This is a genomic window from Mesorhizobium sp. LMG17149 (assembly GCF_024518695.1).
Lineage (GTDB): Bacteria > Pseudomonadota > Alphaproteobacteria > Rhizobiales > Rhizobiaceae > Mesorhizobium.
Window position 1 is genome coordinate 615,276 of sequence record NZ_JANIFL010000001.1, and the last position, 22,081, is coordinate 637,356.

General features: G+C 63.0%; 18 protein-coding genes. 13 read left to right on the forward strand and 5 right to left on the reverse strand.

Annotation, left to right across the window (positions count from 1 at the left end):
* Window positions 1-8 precede the first annotated feature (8 nt).
* Window positions 9-1,091 carry a flagellar biosynthesis protein FlhB gene (flhB, locus tag NP945_RS02940; protein WP_127290384.1) on the forward strand — a complete coding sequence of 361 codons (1,083 nt, stop codon included), beginning with the start codon at window positions 9-11 and terminating at the stop codon, window positions 1,089-1,091.
* Window positions 1,088-1,525 carry a hypothetical protein gene (locus NP945_RS02945; protein ID WP_127268991.1) on the forward strand — a complete coding sequence of 146 codons (438 nt, stop codon included), beginning with the start codon at window positions 1,088-1,090 and terminating at the stop codon, window positions 1,523-1,525. The genes flhB and NP945_RS02945 overlap by 4 nt, the downstream gene beginning before the upstream one ends.
* A 34-nt stretch (window positions 1,526-1,559) precedes the next feature.
* On the opposite strand, the gene NP945_RS02950 is transcribed toward NP945_RS02945, so the two are convergent.
* Together NP945_RS02950 and NP945_RS02955 are read right to left on the reverse strand one after the other, a co-directional pair.
* A complete protein-coding gene (locus NP945_RS02950; protein WP_127271428.1) occupies window positions 1,560-2,330 on the reverse strand; it encodes a response regulator transcription factor in 771 nt (256 codons plus the stop codon).
* Complete coding sequence (locus NP945_RS02955; RefSeq protein ID WP_127268993.1) at window positions 2,327-3,037, reverse strand: helix-turn-helix transcriptional regulator; 711 nt, start codon at window positions 3,035-3,037, stop codon at window positions 2,327-2,329. Before NP945_RS02955 ends, NP945_RS02950 begins: the two co-directional genes overlap by 4 nt.
* A gap of 2 nt (window positions 3,038-3,039) precedes the next feature.
* On the opposite strand from NP945_RS02955, the gene NP945_RS02960 reads away from it, so the two are divergent.
* Window positions 3,040-3,273, forward strand: a complete 234-nt coding sequence (locus NP945_RS02960; RefSeq protein ID WP_256745521.1) for a hypothetical protein — start codon at window positions 3,040-3,042, stop codon at window positions 3,271-3,273.
* Window positions 3,274-3,587: 314 nt separating this feature from the next.
* Here NP945_RS02960 and NP945_RS02965 read toward each other — a convergent pair whose 3' ends face one another.
* Both NP945_RS02965 and NP945_RS02970 read right to left on the reverse strand, forming a co-directional pair.
* Window positions 3,588-4,619 carry a histone deacetylase family protein gene (locus NP945_RS02965; RefSeq protein ID WP_256745522.1) on the reverse strand — a complete coding sequence of 344 codons (1,032 nt, stop codon included), beginning with the start codon at window positions 4,617-4,619 and terminating at the stop codon, window positions 3,588-3,590.
* 26 nt (window positions 4,620-4,645) lie between these two features.
* The gene (locus tag NP945_RS02970; protein WP_256745523.1) at window positions 4,646-5,407 is read right to left on the reverse strand and encodes a TetR/AcrR family transcriptional regulator; all 762 of its coding nucleotides are present in this window, start codon (window positions 5,405-5,407) and stop codon (window positions 4,646-4,648) included.
* Between the two features lie 154 nt (window positions 5,408-5,561).
* Between NP945_RS02970 and NP945_RS02975 the strand changes: the two genes are divergently transcribed.
* The 8 genes from NP945_RS02975 to NP945_RS03010 all read left to right on the forward strand — a co-directional run bounded on the left by NP945_RS02975 (window position 5,562) and on the right by NP945_RS03010 (window position 16,361).
* Window positions 5,562-7,241 carry an amidohydrolase gene (locus tag NP945_RS02975; RefSeq protein WP_256745524.1) on the forward strand — a complete coding sequence of 560 codons (1,680 nt, stop codon included), beginning with the start codon at window positions 5,562-5,564 and terminating at the stop codon, window positions 7,239-7,241.
* 141 nt (window positions 7,242-7,382) lie between these two features.
* Complete coding sequence (locus NP945_RS02980) at window positions 7,383-8,477, forward strand: ABC transporter ATP-binding protein (protein ID WP_256745525.1); 1,095 nt, start codon at window positions 7,383-7,385, stop codon at window positions 8,475-8,477.
* Window positions 8,477-9,397 (forward strand): ABC transporter permease, encoded by a 921-nt coding sequence (locus NP945_RS02985; RefSeq protein ID WP_127268193.1) that lies wholly within the window; start codon window positions 8,477-8,479, stop codon window positions 9,395-9,397. Before NP945_RS02980 ends, NP945_RS02985 begins: the two co-directional genes overlap by 1 nt.
* On the forward strand, window positions 9,390-10,193 hold the full coding sequence (locus NP945_RS02990; protein WP_256745526.1) for an ABC transporter permease: 804 nt from the start codon (window positions 9,390-9,392) through the stop codon (window positions 10,191-10,193). Before NP945_RS02985 ends, NP945_RS02990 begins: the two co-directional genes overlap by 8 nt.
* Before the next feature lie 28 nt (window positions 10,194-10,221).
* The gene (locus tag NP945_RS02995) at window positions 10,222-11,256 is read left to right on the forward strand and encodes an extracellular solute-binding protein (protein ID WP_127268195.1); all 1,035 of its coding nucleotides are present in this window, start codon (window positions 10,222-10,224) and stop codon (window positions 11,254-11,256) included.
* A 235-nt stretch (window positions 11,257-11,491) separates the two neighbouring features.
* Window positions 11,492-12,688 (forward strand): serine hydrolase, encoded by a 1,197-nt coding sequence (locus NP945_RS03000; protein ID WP_256745527.1) that lies wholly within the window; start codon window positions 11,492-11,494, stop codon window positions 12,686-12,688.
* Between the two features lie 36 nt (window positions 12,689-12,724).
* Window positions 12,725-13,906, forward strand: a complete 1,182-nt coding sequence (locus NP945_RS03005) for a serine hydrolase (protein ID WP_256745528.1) — start codon at window positions 12,725-12,727, stop codon at window positions 13,904-13,906.
* A gap of 127 nt (window positions 13,907-14,033) precedes the next feature.
* Window positions 14,034-16,361: a Tex family protein gene (locus NP945_RS03010; RefSeq protein ID WP_127271550.1), complete on the forward strand. Its 2,328-nt coding sequence runs from the start codon at window positions 14,034-14,036 to the stop codon at window positions 16,359-16,361.
* Here the strand turns inward: NP945_RS03010 and NP945_RS03015 are convergent, their stop codons facing one another.
* Window positions 16,362-17,273, reverse strand: a complete 912-nt coding sequence (locus NP945_RS03015) for a LysR family transcriptional regulator (RefSeq protein ID WP_127326690.1) — start codon at window positions 17,271-17,273, stop codon at window positions 16,362-16,364. It lies immediately after the preceding gene.
* A 139-nt stretch (window positions 17,274-17,412) separates the two neighbouring features.
* On the opposite strand from NP945_RS03015, the gene NP945_RS03020 reads away from it, so the two are divergent.
* Together NP945_RS03020 and NP945_RS03025 are read left to right on the forward strand one after the other, a co-directional pair.
* A complete protein-coding gene (locus NP945_RS03020; protein WP_256745529.1) occupies window positions 17,413-18,609 on the forward strand; it encodes an acyl-CoA dehydrogenase in 1,197 nt (398 codons plus the stop codon).
* A 112-nt stretch (window positions 18,610-18,721) separates the two neighbouring features.
* Window positions 18,722-22,081, forward strand: a complete 3,360-nt coding sequence (locus NP945_RS03025; RefSeq protein WP_256745530.1) for a DUF2126 domain-containing protein — start codon at window positions 18,722-18,724, stop codon at window positions 22,079-22,081.

Sequence of the window (22,081 nt, forward strand, 5' to 3'; positions counted from 1 at the left end):
GCCGCGCCATGGCTGACGCGGTCGACAAGGATTCGAAAACCGAAGAGGCGACGGAAAAGAAGATCCGCGACACCATCGAACAGGGCAAACTGCCCCATTCGCGGGAGACAGCGCTCTTTGCCTCGTTCGTTGCCATACTGGTGTTCACCGTCTTCTACGCCAAGGATGCGATCATCGATCTCGGCATGTTCCTGTCGATGTTCCTGGAGAAGCCGGAAGCCTGGCCGATGGACACGGAGACCGACGTCATCGCGCTCTACAAGATCGTCCTCCTCGAGGTTGGCCGCGCCGTCCTGAGCCTGATGGTGCTGCTGACCGTCGCCGGCGTCGGCGCCTCGGTGTTCCAGAACATGCCGCAATTCGTAGGCGAGCGGGTCCGGCCGCAACTCTCGCGCATTTCGATCGCCAAGGGGTGGAACAGGCTGTTCGGCATCCAGGGTTGGGTCGAGTTCCTGAAGTCACTCGGCAAGGTCGGGTTTGCCATCGTCGTGCTGAGCTTCACGCTGTCGGAAGACCACCGAAAGCTGCTCGCCGGGATGATCACCAATCCGGTCGCATTCGGTCTCGTCATCCGCGGCATCGCCGTCGACATCCTGGTGGCGATCGTCTTCGTCATGGGGCTGATCGCGGCAATCGACATCGTCTGGTCGCGCTTCCACTGGAAGCAGGATCTGCGCATGAGCAAGCAGGAGGTCAAGGACGAGTTCAAACAGTCCGAGGGCGACCCGATCGTCAAGTCGCGGCTGCGCTCGCTGGCGCGCGACCGGGCGCGCAAGCGGATGATGACGGCGGTGCCGCGCGCGACGCTGATCATCGCCAACCCAACGCACTTCTCGATCGCGCTGAAATATGTGCGCGACGAGGACTCGGCACCCATGGTGCTGGCCAAGGGGCAGGATCTGGTGGCGCTGAAAATCCGCGAGATCGCGCGGGAACACAACATCCCGGTCTTCGAGGACGTGGCGCTCGCCCGCTCCATGTACAAGCAAGTTTCGGTCGATAGTGTGATCCCGTCACAATTCTACCAGGCCGTCGCCGAACTGGTGCGGATCGTCTACTCGAAAAAGGCTGAGCGCAGACAGATTTCATGAACCGGCAACCGCACGCAAAATCTCGCGAGATCATAGTCGCCAGCGCCATCGAGCAGGTGGTGGGGGAACTCAGGCTGATCGATGTCGCCGACTACATCGCCTTTATCCGGCTGGAGCATTTCGCGTGCCTGTCGGACCTGGTCGATTCAGCGGTCGAGTTGTTCTTCATGCCGGGCACTCTGCGGCTCGGCCATGGTGGTGAGGCGCATGTCGACTGGAGCGGCAGCCCGCGCATCGTGCTCGATCTGGAACTGAGGCCGCCCGGCGTCACCGTCTATTTCCAGCTGACGCTGAGCGAGCTCGGCGCTTCGGTAGCGGTCAACTACGTGTCGTTCGAGAAGCCGGGCGAAGACCCGGAGCACAATACGGCGCTGCTCGAGGCGGTGATCGAACAGGCGCGTATCCGCAAGGTCGAGCCGCTCGCCTATCGCTGAAGTCGGTCGCTATCGAGCTGCCTGTCGAAAACCCCTATTCGATCAAGCCCAGCCGCAGCGCCTTGGCCACGGCCTGGTTGCGATTGACGGCGTTGAGCTTCTGGGTCGATTGGGTCAGATACTGGTTAGCGGTGTGCACCGATAGTTTCAGGAGCCGCGCGATCTCTTCGCTGGTGTTGCCGTTGGCGGTCAGCTTAAGGCATTCGAGCTCGCGCTTGGAGATTGCCCGCATGCGGCCGGTATCGCCCGGACGGATGCGGGCGACGGCGGCGAACAGCGAAAAGCAGCGGGCGTGTATTTCGTAGAGCGCATCCTGCTGCAAGGTCATCTCCGAGCCCAGGAATACGACAAGACCGCATTGGCCGCGGTCGGCGTGCACGGGAAAAGCGATGCCGCTGGTTCCGGGCACCAGCGCCGCCATCTGCTCGGTCCAGGCGAGAGTGGTAAACAGCTCCACCATGGCAAGGACGCCGTCATCCGTCCACCAGCGCGGTTCGGTCGAGAGGCGGGTGTGGCGCACGATCTCCTCGCCGTTGGCGCCTGAGATGAACTTGGTCGCCACGGCAATGCCCGGATAGTCGGAATCAAAGCATGGCACGAGCCGCGCCCGCTCGGGCGAGGGGCTTACGAAGAAGAGGCCGAAAGCCGAGGCATTCATGTCAACGGCGATCCAGCGGCAGCGGCGCACGGCATCGGGAATGGTGACCGCGTGATGGGTTTCGGAGCCAAGGGTGAAGGCTCCGAACGGGTTGCGCTGCTCGTTGAAAAGGGCTTCGGCCGTTTCCTTGATATCGGCGTGTTTCAAATGATGCCGCTCCTGATCGCCGTGGCGATGGCCATCGCGCGGTTGCTGGCCGCGAATTTCTGGATGGCGTGGGTGATGTAGCTGTTGACGGTGTTGGAGGAGACGCCAAGGATGACGGCGACCTCGTCGGTGGTCTTGCCTTCGGAAACCCAGAACAGGCATTCGCGCTCCCGATCCGACAACGGATCCTGCATGGCGGCAGCGGCAATCAGTTGCGGGATGTGCGAGAGCGCGTAGCAGCATTTCAGTTGCGCCCGCATCAACGCCGGCTGGTCGATGCTGCCGGCGGTCGCCGCAGAGAACAGGGCGAACAGGCGCTGGCGACCGACATTGAGGCGCAGCGAATAGATTTCGGCATGGCCGAGCACGTCGAGAAGGCGGGCTTCCTCTCCGGTGATCAATCCGTCTGTTTCTGGTGCCCGGGACGCCACGAGCGGATGTGGACGGATACCTGGCGCGACGGTGAGCGCGCCTTGCGCGAGCCCGGCGATCAGCCGCTTGCCGATCAGCTCGATGGCATCGAAAATCCAGTTGGAGGAGACGATGCGCGCATCGTTGCGGTCCTGGTCGTGGACAATGGCGACCAACATGTAGCTGTCGGCGCCGATCTCGGCGGTCAGTTGCATGAAAAAGCTGGTGAGATCGCCGCGCGACGTCAGGCGCGAGCCCAATGTGTCGGATTGAAGAAGTGCGGCGGGACTGCTCATTCTTGTTGCTTTTGGCCGGAATCGTTTCTGCTGTCCGGATGCTGGAAAGCCAGCCGCCGAACCCGAATACGCATTACTTTGACGAAGACACACGCGTGGCGCAGGGCTGCGCCGAACCAAATCCCGAATCCATTCAGGGAACGCGAAGCCGTCCGCGTCTGGTGCCGGAAAAGCTCCGGAACAAGAGACTTTGGGTGGTCGCCGCGCCCCCCGAGGACCGGCTGATTCGGGTCTAATCTACCCGCAGTTGAATCTGACATCAAACGCGATTTGACAAAATCGAATCCGATGGACTCACGTGCGACTCAGAGGTCGGTTTTCGCGCCTCGGACAGAAGACCGGGACGCGAAAATCTTCGCCGGCCATTTCGGCGGCCGGTTGATTTCCCCAGGGCGCATATAAATGGACGGGCGCGCCGGTTGCTGGCGCCGAAGGCTGGTGCCTTGGCCCGATAGTGGGAACCGGGCGATGTTGCCGCCCGGTCCCGGCCGTCCCTTGCTTATGCCTGTCGTTGTCCCAAAACCGCCAGATGCTCCTGGACGACAGGCATTTACCGATCCTCGAACCCGGTCAGCACGCCGACCGCGTTGATGCCGATCTCCTCGACGGCATAGCCGCCTTCCATGACGAACAGCGTCGGCAGGCCGAGCCCGGCGATGCGGCGGCCGATCTTGGGATAGTCCGATGTCTTCAGCTTGAACTGGCTGATCGGGTCCTTCTCGAACGTATCGACACCCAGCGAGACGATGACGACATCCGGTGCATAAGCGGTGAGCCTGGCGCAGGCATCCTCGAGCGAGGCGTTCCATGCATCCCAGTCGGTGCCGAAGGGCATCGGATAGTTGATGTTGAAGCCTTCGCCGGCACCCGCGCCGCGTTCGTCGGCATGGCCGAGGAAGAACGGGTACTCGACCATCGGATCGCCATGCAGATTGAGCACCTGGACGTCTGCACGGTCGTAGAAGATCTCCTGCGTGCCGTTGCCGTGGTGATAGTCGACGTCGAGGATCGAGATGCGTCTGGCGCCCTGGTCGCGGAACCATTGCGCGGCGACGGCGGCGTTGTTGATGTAGCAATAGCCGCCCATGAAGCCAGCCCCGGCATGGTGGCCGGGCGGACGGCAGAGCGCGAAGGCAGAAGCCTCGCCATCCTTGACCAGGCCGGCGGCGGTCAGCGCCACATCGTAGGAAGACTTGATCGCAGCCCATGTGCCTTCGACGAAGGTGGCGCCGGCATCGAAGGAATAATAGCCGAGCAGTGCGTCGACGCGCTTTGGCGGGACGTCGCCGCGCAGGCCGCGCGTCGGCCAGGTGAAGGGCATCGCCGTGCCCGTGAGGCCTGCTTGCAGCCATTGCGGCCAGACCGTCGGGAGAAAGTCGATATAGTCTGATTTGTGGATGCGCTTGGCGGCGGCGAGGTCATGTTCGTGCGGCGCGATGATGGGGCCCAGTTTCTCGCTTTCGACCCGTGCCTTGATGAATTCGGCCCTCGATGGCTTTTCGAAACCCGGCACGATGGCTGATGTGACCAGTTCCATTTGCCCGGCATGGCCGGCGTGAAGGGGGGAGAAAACAGTCTTCATAAATTCCTCTCGAAGTGCGAAATCAGTCAAGATTCAAGATTGAGATAAGGGCTCACCAGAGCGAGCCACATTCTTTCCACATCGTCCTCGATGAGGTCGTATGTCTTGCGGTCTCTTTTCAGCCCGACAAGCCGGCAGGCGTGCCCGACATCCATCATCAGCACGCCGAGCCGGCTGGCGATCTTGTCTTCAAGCGCCGGGTTCACATGCTGCAGCCATGCGGCGTAGAGCGCGATGATCTGCTCGTCATATTCGTTCTGGATCGGCCTGAGGTCGGCATTGCCTGAAATGGCCTCGATCACCGGCATCAGGCTGGCGTTTTCGAGGTAGAGTCTGGACGTGTCGATGAAGAGCTTGCGCACTTCGCGCCGAAACTCTTCACGGTTGGTGGGCGGGGCGACCTTGATACGCTTGGCTATCACCTCGGGAAAGGATGACAGCCAGCGCCGGGCAAGGTCCAGAAGAATGGCTTCCTTGTTGGGAAAGTATTGGTAGATCGAACCAACCGACAAGCCTGCGCGCTGCGCAATGGCGAGCGTCGTCGGTGTTTTGGTTCCTTGCTCCCGCGTCAAGACCAGCGCTGCGTCGAGAATCCGGTCGACCACCTTGCTGGAGCGTTGTTGCCGCGGCTGTTTGCGCGGTTCGAGCGCTATCCTGGTTTTGCGGTCGAGACTGCGCTTCACTGTCCGATGTCCTCGTTCCCCGCCCGGTCTCAACATGGTGGGAGCTTGCTGTCCACAATACATTCCAGATTCGGTATGTTGACAAACGCGAATAATCAGTCGCATTCTTTATCCACGCTGCTTCTGGGGATGACAAGGTGAATTTCCAAGACAGCGCGCTGGCATTCTTTTTCGTCCCATGGCGCCGCTCCGGTGGAGTGGCAGGTCGTTGGACAAGAGGTTGTCGGTCCCAGTCAGTCGTCAAAAGCGCGGAGTTGCGATGTCTGTCACAGGTGCGGGTCACAATGCGGATCTGATCGTCATCAACGGTCTCGTGCAGACCATGGACGACGACAATCCCACCGCCGAGGCTGTCGCCGTCAAGGATGGCGCAATCGTCGCCATCGGCAGCCGCGCCTCCATCGAAGAGTTCAAGGGACCGGCCACCAGGGTCATCGACGCCAAGGGCGGTTCGGTGGTCCCGGGGTTCATCGAAGCCCATATGCATCTGTTTTCGGGCGGGGCTGAACTTGCCCACCTTCAACTCACCGGTATTCATGGCTTCGAGGCGCTGCAGAAGGCGATCCGCGACTATGCGCCGACCCGGCCCGACGCGAAGATGCTGGTCGGCCAGGGCGTCGACTACACCGTGCTCGGCAGCGAGCGCGTGACGCGCCATCACCTCGACGCCATTTTGCCCGATCGCCCGTTCTGCATGGCGGCGCCCGACCATCACACCATGTGGGCCAACACCAAGGCGCTGGAAATGGCCGGCATCCTGCAGGGGCGCACGCTTGGTCCGGGCAATGAGATCGTCATGGGTGACGATGGTCTGGCCGCCGGTGAATTGCGCGAAGGCGAGGCCTTTGGCCCGGTGCTCGATCTTGCCGGCGAAGGCCGGGTGCGGCTGGGGCTGTCGACCGGCGGCGAGCCGGACCCGATGCCGACGACGGCGGAGCGGGACGCCGACCGCGACATCATGCGGCGCGGGCTCGCCTGGTGCGCCCGCCACGGCATTACCTCGATCCAGAACATGGACGGCAATCTCTATCAGCTTGAGCTGCTGGCCGAGATCGACGCCGAGGAAGGCTTGCCCTGCCGCGTTAAGATCCCGTTCCACTACAAGAATTTCATGACGCTCGACATGCTCGACAAGGCGTCCGATATGGCCGAACGATACAACAGCGAATGGCTGTCGTCGGGCATGGTCAAGGTGTTCTACGACGGCGTTCTCGATTCCTGGACAGCTGTCATGGTCGAGCCCTATGCCGACCGGCTCGACTGGGTGGGCGAGCCGCTGTTCACGCCGCAACAGTTCATCGATCTGGCCGTCGCGGTCGACAGACGCGGACTGCAGATCGCCGTGCACTCGATCGGCGACGGCGCGGTGCGCGCGGTGCTCGACGGTTATGAGGCGGCGCAGAAGGCGAACGGCAAGCGCGACAGCCGTCACCGCGTCGAGCACATCGAGGTCACCACCACCGCTGATGTGCCGCGTTTCGCCGAACTCGGCGTCATTGCCTCCATGCAACCGCCGCATCCGCCGGGCGCAATGGATTTTCCACTGGAGCCGACGGTATCGCGCATCGGACCGGCGCGCTGGCCGCTGAGCTATGCCTGGCGGACCTTGAAGGATGCCGGCGCGCATGTCGTCTTCGCATCCGATTGGCCGGTGTCGCCGATCGATCCGATCCTGGGCATTCAGGCGGCAGTGTTGCGCAAACCGTGGGCAGAAAGCGACCCGGACCAGAGTTTCTCACTGCATGAAGCGATCGCCGGTTACACGATCGAGGGCGCCTACGCCGAATTCGCCGAACACCGCAAGGGCACGCTGAAATCAGGCTACATGGCCGATCTGGTGGTTTTGTCGATGGATATCGAGAACACCGCCCCGGCCGACCTGCACAAGGTGCGGCCGGTGACGACGATTTGCGGCGGCAAGGTCACCTATCAGGCCTGACTATGGCATGGGGCTTGCAGGCCTCAATGACTGATTGAACTGTGACCCAATGCCGGGCTTGCCAACCCACCGGCCATGTGGTCACATCGAACAGGGGAAGAGCTCCGCCAGCAAGAGCGGGGTCAACAGTGAGGCGTAATCGTGCCGGACAAACCGGATCGGAATGCGATTGAAGTAGTAAACGTCAGCAAAATTTTCGGATCAGGTGAGGGGCAGGTAGCTGCCCTCGACACGGTCTCGGTATCCATCCGCGAGAACGAATTCTTCACGTTGCTGGGGCCATCCGGCTGCGGCAAGACGACGTTGCTCAGGCTGATCGCCGGCTTCGACTTTCCAACCGCCGGTGAAATCCTGCTCTACGGCCAGGACATCGCGCCGCTGCCACCCTTCAAGCGGCCGGTCAACACCGTGTTCCAGTCCTATGCGCTGTTCCCGCACATGACGCTCGCCGACAATATCGGCTTTGGCCTGGAAATGCTGGGCAAGCCGAAGGCCGAGATCAAGGCGCGCGTCGCCGAGATGCTGAAGCTGGTCAAGATGGAGGCACTCGCCGGTCGTCGTACCAGCCAGATCTCCGGCGGCCAGCAGCAGCGCGTGGCCTTGGCCCGCGCCTTGGCGCCGCAGCCGAAGGTGCTTTTGCTCGATGAGCCGCTGTCGGCGCTTGACTATAAGCTGCGCAAGGAGATGCAGATCGAGTTGAAACGGCTGCAGCACGAGACCGGTATCACCTTCATCTTCGTCACCCACGACCAGGAAGAAGCGCTGACCATGTCAGACCGCATCGCGGTGATGTCATCGGGCAAGATCCTGCAGGTCGGTTCGCCCTGGGATATCTACGACAAGCCGGCGGAGCGCTTCGTCGCCGACTTCATCGGTGAAACCAACTTTCTCACCGCCGCGGTCTCGAACATCGGCAATGGCAAGGCGCGCGCCACACTCAAATCCGGCGCGACCATCGAGGCGACCGTTGCCGAGGGCTTCCAGCCTAAGGACAACGCCACCGTGGTGGTGAGGCCCGAGCATGCCAAGCTGACCAAGGACAAGGGCGAATTGTCCGGCACTGTCGACAACATCGTCTATTTCGGCACCGACACTCATATATATGTGCGGCTCGACAGCGGCGAGGTCTTCACCGTGCGCCAGCAGAACACGCGCAGCGCCGGTTGCGGCTTCGAGCGCGGCGACAAGGTCGGCATCGTGATCGGCAATGACGCCGCGCAAGTGGTGAGGGACTGATGGCGAGCGCGGAAGAAGTCGCCAAGGAAGCCGAACGCAGAGATATCCGCGATCGGTGGGTGCTGTCGGCGCCGGCACTGATCATCATCTTCCTGGCGGCGTCCGGCCCGCTGCTGATCGTCGTGATCTATTCCTTCCTGACGCCGGGGCCCTATGGCGGCGTGGTGTGGAAATTCTCCACCGATGGCTGGCTGTCGGTGCTGTTGCAGCGCGACATCTTCGACGACACTCTGGCCTTCGCCGATGCGCATTTGTCGATCTTCTGGCGTTCGATAAGCCTGTCGTTCTACACCACCGTGCTGACGTTGTTCTTCGGCTTCCCCACAGCCTATTTCATCGCCACGCGACCGCCGAAGACGCGCGAGGTCTGGGTTTTCCTCGTCACCATTCCGTTCTGGACGAATCTCCTGATCCGCACCTTCGCCATGCAGCAGGTGATCCGCAACGAAGGGCTGGTCAACACGGCGCTGATGGCGCTCGGCATCATCAAACAACCGCTGCAGATCATGAATACCGACGCGGCCATCTTGCTCGGCATGATCTATGTCTACCTACCTCTGATGGTGCTGCCGATCTACGCCTCGATGGAGAAGCTCGACTTCCGGCTGGTCGAGGCCGGATATGACCTCTACGCCGGTCGCTGGCAGGTTCTGCGCCGCATCGTCTTCCCGTTGATCAAGCCCGGCGTCATAGCCGGCTCGATACTGGTCTTCATTCCCTCGCTTGGTGCCTATGTCATTCCGCGGGTGCTGGGCGGCGGCAAGAACATGATGCTCGGCAACCTGATCGAACTGCAGTTCGGCGCGGGCCGTAACTGGCCGCTTGGCGCGGCCATCTCAATTACGCTCATGGTGCTGGTGATGATCGCGCTCCTGTTCTACGTGCGCAACGCATCCCGGTCGGAGGGCGCCCATGGCTAAGCGTCCGTTCGACATCCAGGCGCAACCCGGCTTCGGGTTCATGGCGCTTCTGACCTTCTTCGCGCTCTATCTGCCGATCGCGGCGCTCGTCACCTATTCGTTCAACACGGCGGATTCGCTTTCGCGCTGGGATGGCATCTCACTGCGCTGGTTTATTTCGGCCTGGCACAATTCGGCTGTGCAGGACGCCTCCGTCCGCTCGCTCGTGCTGGCAGTCTCGGCCGCCGCGCTGTCGACGATCGCCGCCACCATGGCTGCTCTGGCCACGACCCGCACGCGGCCCTATCCCGGCCTTACCTTCAAATACGCCTTCATCAACCAGCCGCTGATGGTGCCGGAGATAGTCACCGGCGTCGCGCTCCTGATCGTGTTCTCGCGCATCAAGGTCTGGACCGGTTACTCAGGACTCGGTTACCTGATCGCCGCCCACACCGCCTTCTGCATCCCGTTCGCTTACCTGCCGATCCGGGCGCGGCTGGACAGCATGGACCTGACGCTGGAGCGCGCAGCCGCCGACCTATACGCCACGCCCTGGAAAGCCTTCCGTTTCGTGACGCTGCCGCTCTTGAGGCCGGCCATCATCGCGGGCTTCATGCTCGCCTTCGTCATTTCGCTCGACGATGTGGTCATCACCGAATTCGTCAAGTCCGGCGGCCAGGATACGCTGCCCACCTACATGCTCGGCCAGTTGCGGCGCGAAACGAGCCCGGAAATCAATGCGATCGCCACGGTATTTCTTGCGCTGTCGGTGGTGCTCGTAACCGTGTTCTACTTCGTCAATAGGCGCAAGCCATAACCAACGATTGCCAAACGGGAGAATAGCAATGAAATGGAAGACCACGGCTGCCACGGCGGTATTCGCAATGTTTGCCTTTGCGGGCAGCGCGTATGCGGAAGGCGAACTCAGCATCTTTAATTGGGGCGACTACACTAGCCCCGAGATGATCAAGAAGTTCGAGGATACCTATAAGGTCAAGGTGACGACCACCGACTACGACTCCAACGACACCGCGCTAGCAAAGGTACGCGCCGGTGGTCATGGCTTCGACATCGTGGTGCCGTCGGCCAACTACGTGCCGATCTGGGTGAAGGAAGGGCTTCTGCTTGAGGCCCGGCCCGACCAGATGGAGAACTTCAAGAATGTCGACGAGCGCTGGGTGAACGTTCCCTGGGATCCGGGCCGTCATTATACGGTTCCGTGGCAGTGGGGCGTGACCGGCATCGGCGTCAACACGAAGGTCTATGACGGCGACATCAACACCTCGGCCATCTTCCTCGATCCGCCGAAGGAACTGGTTGGCAAGATCAATGTCGCGCCGGAAATGAACGACGTGCTGTTCGCCACCATCAAGTATCTGGGCGGCAACTGGTGCACGGACGACAAGGAACTGCTCAAGAAAGTGCGCGACAAGCTGGTGGAGGCCAAGCCCAAATGGCTGGCCATGGATTATAGCGTGACCGATAAGCTACCGGCCGGCGACTATTCGGCCGTCTACTACTGGAACGGCGCCATCATGCGCTCGCGCATCAAGAACCCCGACATCAAGTTCGGCTACCCGAAGGAGGGCTTCCCCTTTTTCATGGACAGTGTTGCCATCCTCAAGGATGCCAAGAATGTCGACAACGCCAAGCTGTTCATGAACTTCATCATGGATCCCGAGAACGCCGCCATGATCTCCGCCTTCGCCAAATATGCCAATGGCATCAAGGGCTCGCAGGCATTCTTGCCAGCCGACATGAAGGATGCGCCCGAACTGGTGGTACCGCCAGAACTGGAGAAAGCGGGGGAGTTCCTCACCCCTTGCTCGCCCGAGGTGCAGCAACTCTACACGCGCATCTGGACGGACGTTCAGAAATAGCGGCACTCCGCCTTCTTCCGCGCGAGTTGGAAGACGGCGGGTCAAGGGCCGTATGAGGGGTAGCGCTGAATTCGCAGCGTTCGCGCCGCCCCTCACCTGGCCTGCCGGCATTGCTCTTCGCCATGCGTCGGGCGTTCGTCACTCGAAAGGCCCAATCGGGGGCTTTTTCGTCCGCTGTGCAGACCGCCCTCATTCAAGTGAACTGAAGAGCGGCATGCGGCGGCAGGGGATTTTCATGCAGTCATACCGCAACAGCGACGCGCAGCCGCCGATCATGCAGGGCTCGCCGCCCGCCATGGTACCGCCGAAGCTCGACTGGGACCGGCCGCCGTGGAACCGCTGGGCGTTCCAGCACATCCGTGAAATTCTGCCGACCGCCGAAGTCTGGCGCGGCAATGGCCATCGCCACCGCTTCGAACGCGCCGAGGCCGATCTCGACGGGCTGGCGGTCGAGGACAGCGAGGGCATGCCGACGACGCTCGCCGGGCTGCTCGACGAGACCTATACGGACGGCTTTCTGGTGCTCAAGGACGGCAAGGTCGCCTATGAGCGCTATTTCAACGGCATGGATGAGCGCACGCTGCACTTGTCGCAGTCGATGGCGAAGTCCGTTACCGGTTCGGTGTTCGGCATACTGGTCGGGCGCGGCCTGATCGATCCGGCCAGACTGGTAACAGATTACCTGCCGGAACTCGGCGTTACCGGCTGGACCGGCGCCAGCGTCCAGCATGTGCTGGACATGACCAGCGGCGTCCGTTTCTCAGAGGAATATACCGACCGCTATTCCGACATCGGCCAGGTCGATGTCGCCACCGGCTGGAAGCCGGTGCCGCCGGACAGCGATCCGGCCTTTCGTTGGCCCTCGCACATGTTCGAGCTGATCCTCGGCTTGAAGGACACGATCCGCCCGCACGGGGCTCAATTCGAATACCGCTCGATCGAGACCGACGTGCTTGCCTTCATCATGGAGCGGGTGACGGGCAAACGGCTGCCGCAGGTGGTTTCGGAAGAACTCTGGCAAAAGCTCGGCGCTGATGAAAGCGCCTGCTTCACGGTCGACAGCGCCGGCTATGCGGTGGCCGACGGTGGCTTCAACGCGACGCTGCGCGACTATGGCCGCTTCGGCCAGCTGATCCTCGACAATGGTGGCGGCGTCGTGCCGGCCGGCTGGGTCGAGGCGACGCGCAACGGCAGGCATGGGCCGGACTTCAGCCCCAGCCTGCCGGAGGGCAGCTATCGCAACCAGTTCTGGATCGAGGATCCGCGCTCGCGCGCACTGATGTGCCGCGGCGTGTTCGGTCAGATGATCCATATCGACTGGAACACCGGAATGGTCGTGGTGAAGCTTTCGACCTGGCCGGATTTCGCCAATGGTGCCTATTCCATAGCGACGCTGAAGGCCGTGCACGCTATCGCCACGGCACTTCGCTGAGCCCCACAAAGAAGAAACGACCCGGAAGGAAACGCCATGACCGGCAAGACCGTGTTCGAGACCCGCTATGGCTTCCGGCGCAACCAGGTGGTGCTCGCCAACTGGCGCGAGAACCCCTTCAACCGGTGGTCGTTCCAGAACCTCGGCGAACTGGTGCCGACCGCCCGCGTGGCGGCGACGTCGGGCGTTGTCGAAACCCCCGTGCGCGATATGGGCGGCCTGCGCGGCGAAAAGGTCGCGATCGCCGGCACATCGGAGACAGTGGCTGAATTTCTCGCGCGTTCGAGCACCGACGCACTGACGGTGATGAAAGACGGCAAGATCGTCGGCGACTGGTTCGCCCCGCATATGGATTTCGGCGCCCGCCACATCATCTTTTCGATCAGCAAGTCGCTGACCGCCATCATTGCCGGCATTCTGGAAGGCGAGGGCGTATTCGACCCGGAAGCGCCGGTGAGGGCCTACATCCCTGAAGCCGCCGGCTCGGCCTATGGCGATGCGAGCGTGCGGCATGTGCTCGACATGAGCGTCAGCCTCGATTTCGAGGAAGCCTATCTCGATCCGGAGAGCGCTTTCGCCCGCTATCGTCGCGCCACGCTGTGGAATCCGGGCGGCGGCACGGAGAGCCTGCGCGAATTCATTTTGACCTTGCAACGCCTTGCAGAGCCGCATGGCCAGACTTTCCGCTACCGCTCGCCGAATTCCGACCTGCTCGGACTGCTGCTCGAGCGCGCGTCGGGCCAGCGGTTCACCGACCTGATGCGCGAGAAGCTGTGGCTGCCGCTCGGCGCTGTCGGCGAAGCCTCGATCGGCGTCGACATGGAAGGCACGGCGCGCACGGCCGGCGGTATTTCGGTGACGCCGCGCGACCTGGCGCGTGTTGGCGAGATGATGCGGCAAGGCGGGGTGGCCAATGGCCGCCGCATCGTGCCGGAAGCCTGGGTGCGCGATACGGTTGCTAGCGGCGGCAGTTCCGACGCTTGGCAGCGCGGCGCGATGCAGCCGCTGTTCCCGAAGGGCCGCTATCGCAACAAATGGTACCAGACGGGCTTGCCGAACGGCGCCTATTGCGGCATCGGCATTCATGGCCAGTGGCTGTATGTCGATCCCAGGACCAAAGTGGTGATCGCCAAGATGTCGTCGCAGCCCGAGCCGGTCGACGATCCGCTCGATGTCGAGATCGTCGCCTTCTTCGAGGCGCTGAGCCGGATGGTCTGATCCTCGCCTGGCCGCCACATTAGCGCGCGCTTTCCTGTGGACCCGCCGGGCTCATGGAAACGCGGCGGTTGGCGGACCGGACGTCTGCGCCTATGGTCGCCGCTCTTTGGACGAGAGCAGGTACGACATGGCATCCGACATCAAGCGCATTGCAGCCATCATCGCGGCCGAGATCAGCGCGCGGCCCGAACAGGCGGCCGCGGCGATTGAACTGCTCGATGAGGGCGCGACAGTGCCGTTCGTGGCGCGCTACCGCAAGGAAGTCACCGGCGGGCTCGACGACACGCAATTGCGCGATCTTGCCGAACGCCTTGCCTATCTGCGTGAGCTCGATGCGCGCCGCGACAGCATCCTTGGCTCGATCCGCGAACAGGGCAAGCTGACCGAGGAGCTTGAAGGCAAGATCGTCGCCGCCAGCACCAAGGCGGAACTTGAGGACATCTACCTGCCCTACAAGCCCAAGCGCCGGACCAAGGCCGAGATCGCCAGGGAGCGCGGGCTGGGGCCGCTGGCCGAAGCCATCTTGGCGAACCGCTCATTGGTGCCTGCCGAACTGGCACTGGCCTATGTCAGCGAAGAGGTGGCCGATACCAAGGCAGCGCTCGAAGGGGCGCGCGACATCCTGTCGGAACAATTCGCCGAGAATGCCGATCTGGTCGGAAAATTGCGCAGCTACATGAAGGAGCGCGCCTTCATGCGCGCCAGGGTGGTCGACGGCAAGCAGGAAGCTGGTGCGAAATTCTCCGACTATTTCGACCATGTCGAGCGCTGGGCAAATGTGCCGAGCCATCGCGCGCTGGCGATGCTGCGTGGCCGCAACGAGGAGGTGCTTTCGCTCGACATCGAGGTCGATGCCGATGATACGTCGCCGGTGAAGCCGGTCGAGCGGATGATCGCCAATGCCTATGCCATCGGAGGCAGCCTGCCGGGTGACCGCTGGCTGATGGAGGTGGCGGGCTGGACCTGGCGGATAAAACTGTCGCTGCACCTGACTCTCGATTTGATGCGCGACCTGCGCGAGCGGGCCGAGGAAGAGGCGATCCATGTGTTCGCCCGTAACCTCAAGGATTTGCTGCTGGCGGCGCCCGCCGGTTCGCGCGCCACTATGGGGCTCGACCCCGGCATCCGCACCGGCGTCAAGGTGGCGGTGGTCGACGGCACTGGCAAGGTGCTGACCACGACGACCGTCTACCCGTTCCCGCCCAGGAATGATGTGCGCGGCACGCAGGCGGAGCTCGCCAAGCTCATCCGGCTGCACAAGGTCGAGCTGATTTCGATCGGCAACGGCACCGGCAGCCGCGAGACGGAAAAGCTGGTCGCCGACATGCTGTCCGACATGCCGGCGGATGGTGGTCCGAAGCCCCTGAAGGTGATCGTCAGCGAGGCCGGCGCCTCGGTCTATTCGGCATCGGCGACGGCGGCGGCGGAATTCCCCGGCCTCGACGTGTCGTTGCGCGGTGCCGTCTCGATTGCCCGGCGGCTGCAGGATCCGCTGGCAGAACTGGTCAAGATCGAGCCCAAATCGATCGGCGTCGGCCAGTACCAGCATGATGTCGACCAGTACCGTCTCGGCCGCTCGTTGGAGGCGGTGGTGGAAGACGCGGTCAACGCCGTCGGCGTCGATCTCAACACCGCCTCGGCGCCACTGCTGGCGCGCGTTTCAGGTCTCGGCGCGTCTCTGGCCGACGCGATCGTCGCCCATCGCGATGCGACCGGGCCCTTCGCCAGCCGGAAAGATCTGCTCAAGGTGCCGCGGCTCGGACCTCGGGCCTTCGAACAATCCGCCGGTTTCCTGCGCATTGCCAATGGCAGCGAACCGCTCGATGCCTCCTCTGTGCATCCGGAAGCTTACGGCGTGGCGAAGAAGATCGTCGCCGCCTGCGGGCGCGATGTGCGGTCGTTGATGGGCGATAGTGCCGCGCTGAAGGCACTCGACCCGCGCGTCTTCGTCGACGAGCGTTTCGGCCTGCCGACGGTGCGCGACATCCTGGCGGAGCTGGAAAAACCGGGCCGCGACCCGCGCCCGGGCTTCAAGACGGCGACCTTCGCCGACGGCATCGACGACATCAAGGATCTGAAGCCCGGCATGCTGCTCGAAGGCACGGTCACCAATGTGGCCGCCTTCGGCGCCTTTGTCGATATCGGAGTGCATCAGGACGGGCTGGTGCATGTCTCGCAACTGGCCGACCGGTTCATCAAGGACGCGCATGAGGTGGTCAAGGCCGGCGATGTGGTCAAGGTGCGGGTCGTCGACGTCGACATCAAGCGCAAGCGCATCGCGCTTTCCATGCGCAAGGATGGCGGCGAGGGTGGCGCACCGCGTGGCGGGCCACGCGACAATGGTGGCGGCAGGCCGGCACCACGTTCGCCGGCACCGCAGCAACGTCAGCCGGAGCGGCCGGCACAGCAAGGCGCATTCGGTGCTGCCTTGGCGGATGCGCTGAAGCGAAAGTAGCTACCACGCCAGAACGGCCGGCTCCTTCTCGACCTGGCCCAGCAGCCAGTCGCGAAAACTGGCGACTGGCGGATGGCCGCGCTTGTCGTGTGGGACGACGAGATAGTAGGCGCTGCGGCTTTGCATGGGCCGGCCTGGCGCCGGCACCAGCTGGCCGCGCTGCAGTTCGCCTGCAATGAGGATCAGCGGCAGCAGCGCCACGCCGAGCCCCGCCATGCAGGCCTGGGCGGCGGTGCCGAACTGCTCGAACTGCATGCCCGGTCCGGTCGGCGCGCTCAGGCCCTGATGCTCGAACCATTCGGTCCAGGCGCCAGGACGCGTCGCCATGTGCAGCAGCGGCAGGCGGCCGATATCGGCCGGTGAGGCGATGGCGCGGCCGGCGAGGAATTCGGGCGACACGACCGGCGCCACGGTTTCGCGCACCAACAGTGTCGAGTCGGCCTCGGGCCAGTCCGGCAAGCCGTAGTGGATGGCGGCATCCAGCCTCTCCCTGGCGAAGTCGAAGCGGCCGACGCGGGTGACGAAGTTGATGGTGATATCGGGATTGTTTTCTACGAAATCGGGGATCATCGGCATCAGCCAGCGCGTGCCGAAGGTCGGCAGAATAGCCAGGTTCAGGATGCCGCTATGCCGATTGCTCATCAATCCAAGGGCTGCGTCACGCAACTGGCCAAGTGCTGAACGCACCGCCTCGGCGTAGATTTCGCCCGATGTCGACAGCCTGACATTGCGGCTGTCGCGTTCGAACAGCCGGCGGCCGAATTGGTCTTCAAGCGATCTGATCTGCCGGCTGACTGCGCCCTGGGTCAAATCGAGCTCCTGGGCGGCAGCGGTGAAACTGCCCAGCCGGGCCACAGCCTCGAAGGCGGCAAGGGCGCTTATGTTGGGCAAAAGGCGGCGTTGGACACTCATGACCCATTCCTAGAGCTCATTGATCGGTGAATCAATTTCGTTTGATTTTTTCGAGGCGCAGGCCGATAGAACGGGCCAACATTTTGCTTCATGACATGTCATCGTTTTGAGCGACATGCATTGGTTTGGGAGAAACGCGATGGCCGCCGACAAGAACGCATTCGTCTGGGAAGATCCGTTCCTGATCGAGGGCCAGCTTTCGGAAGACGAGCGCATGGTGCGCGACGGCGCGGCCGCCTTCGCCGCCGACAGACTGGCGCCGCGGATCGAGGACGCCTACCTCAACGAAACTTTCGATACCGCGATCTTCCGCGAAATGGGCGAGGCCGGCCTGCTCGGCATCAACATCCCCGAGGAATTCGGCGGGCTTGGCGCGAACTACGTCACCTATGGGCTGGTCGCGCGGGAAGTCGAACGTGTCGACTCGGGTTATCGCTCGGTGATGTCAGTGCAGTCGTCGCTGGTGATGTATCCGATCTACGCCTATGGCTCGGACGAACAGCGCAGGAAGTACCTGCCCAAGCTTGCCAGCGGCGAGTGGATCGGCTGTTTTGGCCTGACCGAGCCGGATGCCGGCTCCGACCCGGGCGGCATGAAGACACGCGCCGAGAGGACAGCCAACGGCTACAAGCTGTCCGGTTCGAAGATGTGGATTTCCAACGCGCCGGTCGCCGACGTGTTCGTTGTCTGGGCGAAGCTGAAGGGCGAGAACGGCAAGGACGAGATCCGTGGCTTCGTGCTGGAAAAGGGCATGAAGGGGCTTTCGGCGCCGAAGATCGGCGGCAAGCTGTCGCTGAGGGCGTCGATCACCGGCGAGGTGGTGATGGAAGGCGTCGAGGTCGGCGAAGACGCGCTGCTGCCCAACGCAAAAGGCCTTGGCGGACCGTTCGGCTGCCTCAACCGGGCTCGCTTCGGCATTTCCTGGGGCTCGATGGGCGCCGCCGAGGATTGCTGGCACCGCGCCCGCCAATACGGTCTCGATCGCAAGCAGTTCGGCAAGCCGCTGGCCGGCACGCAGCTCTACCAGAAGAAGCTGGCGGATATGCAGACCGAGATCGCGCTTGGGCTGCAGGCATCCTTGCGCGTCGGGCGACTGCTGGATGAAGGCAAGATGGCGCCGGAAATGATCTCGATCGTCAAGCGCAACAATTGCGGCAAGGCGCTCGACATCGCCCGCCAGGCCCGCGACATGCATGGCGGCAACGGTATCCAGATCGGCTACCACGTCATGCGCCACGCGCAGAACCTGGAGACGGTCAACACCTATGAAGGCACGCATGACGTGCATGCGCTGATCCTGGGACGGGCGCAGACGGGGATACAGGCGTTTTTCTGAGCCGGCAACCGTTGCTTAAATTAGGTGCACCGCAACATCTCTGCTTGGAGAATGGTCGCCAGATGTGTCAGGGTTCAGCGAAATCGTTTGAAACGCTGAATTCCGGGGCTCCATGGCAATTCTGGCAGCTGTCTACCACCTGACCCACTACAAGTACGACCGGCCGGTGGTTCTCGGGCCCCAGATCATCAGGCTGCAGCCGGCGCCGCATTCCCGCACCAAGGTGCTGAGCCATTCGCTCAAGGTCGAGCCGGCCAACCACTTCGTCAATCTGCAGCAGGACCCCTACGGCAACTTCCTAGCCCGCTTCGTGTTTCCGGAGCCGGTGACGGAGTTGAAGATCGAGGTCGACCTCGTCGCCGACATGACGGTCTACAATCCGTTCGATTTCTTCGTCGAGCCGTCGGCCGAGGCGTTTCCATTCGAGTATCCGGAAGAAATCCGCGACGATCTCGCCATCTATCGCACGCCGGAACCGGCGGGACCGCTGCTGTCGGCGCTGCTGAACACCATTGATCGCAGCGCCCCCAATACCGTCAATTTCCTCGTCGACCTCAATGCTCGGCTGCAGCGCGAGATCGCCTATATCGTGCGGATGGAAACCGGCGTGTTCTCGCCGGAAGAGACCTTGGCCGCGAAAAAAGGGTCGTGCCGGGATTCGAGCTGGCTGCTGGTGCAGATCCTACGCAACCTCGGCATCGCCGCGCGCTTCGTTTCCGGCTACCTGGTCCAGCTGAAGCCCGATCTGGTAACACTCGACGGTCCGCCGGGAACGGCGATAGACTTCACCGATCTGCATGCCTGGTGCGAGGTCTATCTTCCCGGCGCCGGCTGGATCGGCTTCGATCCGACCTCTGGCCTGCTCACCGGCGAAAGCCATGTGCCGCTGGCGGCGACGCCGCATTTCCGCAACGCGGCTCCCATTTCCGGCTTGGCAAGCTTCGCCAATGTCGAATTCGGCTTCGAGATGCGGGTCGACCGCATCGCCGAACATCCGCGCATCACCAAGCCGTTCTCGGACGAAAGCTGGCAGGCTCTCGATGCGTTGGGCAACAAGGTCGATGCCGCTCTCGCGGCCGGGGACGTGCGGCTCACCATGGGCGGCGAGCCGACCTTCGTGTCGATCGACGATTTCGAGTCGGCCGAGTGGAACACCGCCGCCGTCGGTCCCACCAAGCGCGAAAAGGCGGACGAACTGATCCGTAAACTGCGCGAGCGTTTCGCGCCCGGCGGCTTTCTCCACTACGGCCAGGGCAAATGGTATCCGGGCGAAAGCCTGCCGCGCTGGACCTTTTCGCTCTACTGGCGTGCCGACGGCCAGCCAGTGTGGAGCGATCCGTCCCTGATCGCACGCGAAAAGAGCGAGGCCGATATCGGCCCGAAGCAGGCCGAAAGCCTGCTCACCGCGATTGCCGGCGAACTCGGCATCGACAAGACCATGGTCAGCGAAGCCTATGAGGATCCGGCCGAATGGCTGCTCAAGGAAGGCAAGCTGCCCGACAATGTCGATCCGTCCAACTCCAGGCTGGAGGATCCGGAAGAACGCAGCCGCATGGCGAAAGTGTTCGAACGCGGGCTGACCAAACCGTCCGGCTATGTGCTCCCTGTCCAGCGTTGGAACAGCCAGGCATCGGATCCGCGCTGGCGCTCGGAAAAATGGAAGACGCGGCGCGGCCGGCTGTTCCTGGTACCCGGCGATTCACCCGTCGGCTACCGCCTGCCACTCGGCACGTTGCCCTATGTGCCGCCGGAGCAATTCCCCTACATCGTGCCGGTCGATCCGTCGCTGCCACGCGGACCGCTGCCCGCGCGTGAAGCCATTCTGCCCTCGGCGGCTCCGGCTGAACTGGAAGGTGCCGACGAGATGGCGCGCCGCCAGCAAGCGGCATCGTTCACCGCTGCGACCGGCCAGCAGGACCGGGTCGAGCAGGAGATCACCGAGATCGGCGGCGCGGTGCGCACCGCGCTTTCGGTCGAGCCGCGCGATGGGCGGCTTTGCGTATTCATGCCGCCGGTCGAGGCGCTGGAAGACTATCTCGAACTGGTCGCTGCGGCCGAGAACGCGGCGAAGGCGATCGGCCTTCCCGTGCATATCGAGGGCTACGGCCCGCCTCACGATCCGCGCCTCAACGTCATCCGCGTCGCGCCTGATCCCGGCGTCATCGAGGTCAACATCCATCCTGCTTCCAACTGGCAGGATTGCGTGGCGACGACGACGGCGATCTATGAGGAAGCGCGGCAGACACGGCTTGGCGCCGACAAGTTCATGATTGACGGCCGCCACACCGGCACCGGCGGCGGCAACCATGTCGTGGTCGGCGGTGCGACACCCAATGACAGCCCGTTCCTGCGAAGGCCGGACCTGCTGAAGAGCCTGGTGCTGCAATGGCAGCGCCATCCGTCGCTGTCCTATCTGTTCTCCGGCCTGTTCATCGGGCCGACCAGTCAGGCGCCACGCTTCGACGAGGCGCGTCACGACTCGCTCTACGAGCTTGAGATCGCGATGGCGCAGGTACCGCATCCGGACCGGGGCAACGCACCCTTGCCATGGCTGGTCGACCGGCTGTTCCGCAATTTGTTGACCGACGTCACCGGCAATACGCATCGTTCGGAAATCTGCATCGACAAACTGTTTTCGCCGGACGGACCGACCGGTCGGCTGGGACTGGTTGAATTCCGCGGTTTTGAGATGCCGCCCAATGCGCGCATGAGCCTCGCGCAGCAACTGCTTGTCAGGGCGATCATTGCCCGCGCGTGGAAGAGCCCGCTCGATGGCCGCTTCGTGCGCTGGGGCACGTCGCTGCATGATCGCTTCATGCTGCCGCATTATGTCTGGGCCGATTTCCTCGACGTGCTCGACGACCTCAAGCTCAACGGCTTCGAATTCAGGCCCGAATGGTTCGACGCCCAGCTCGAATTCCGCTTCCCGTTCTGCGGTCAGGTTCAGCATGCCGGCATCAAGCTGGAACTGCGGCAGGCGCTCGAACCCTGGCATGTCATGGGCGAGCAAGGCGCGATCGGCGGCACCGTGCGTTTCGTCGATTCCTCGGTCGAACGGCTGCAGGTCAAGACCGAAGGGTTGAATCCGGAGCGCCACGCGATCGTCTGCAACGGCCGCATCGTGCCGATGAAGGTCACTGACAATCGCGAAGTGGCGGTGGCGGGTGTCCGCTTCAAGGCCTGGCAGCCGGCATCGGGCCTGCATCCGGCACTGCCGGTCAACACGCCGCTGGTCTTCGACATCTATGACCGCTGGTCGGGACGTGCGGTCGGCGGCTGCGTCTACCATGTCGCCCATCCCGGCGGGCGCAATTACGACACCTTTCCGGTCAATGGCAACGAGGCGGAAGCTCGGCGGCTCGCCCGTTTCGAACCGCGCGGCCATACGCCATCCGCCTATGTGATCCGTGAAGAACAACCGGCGGAAGATTTCCCGATGACCCTTGACCTTCGGCGGCCGGCAAGACTCTGA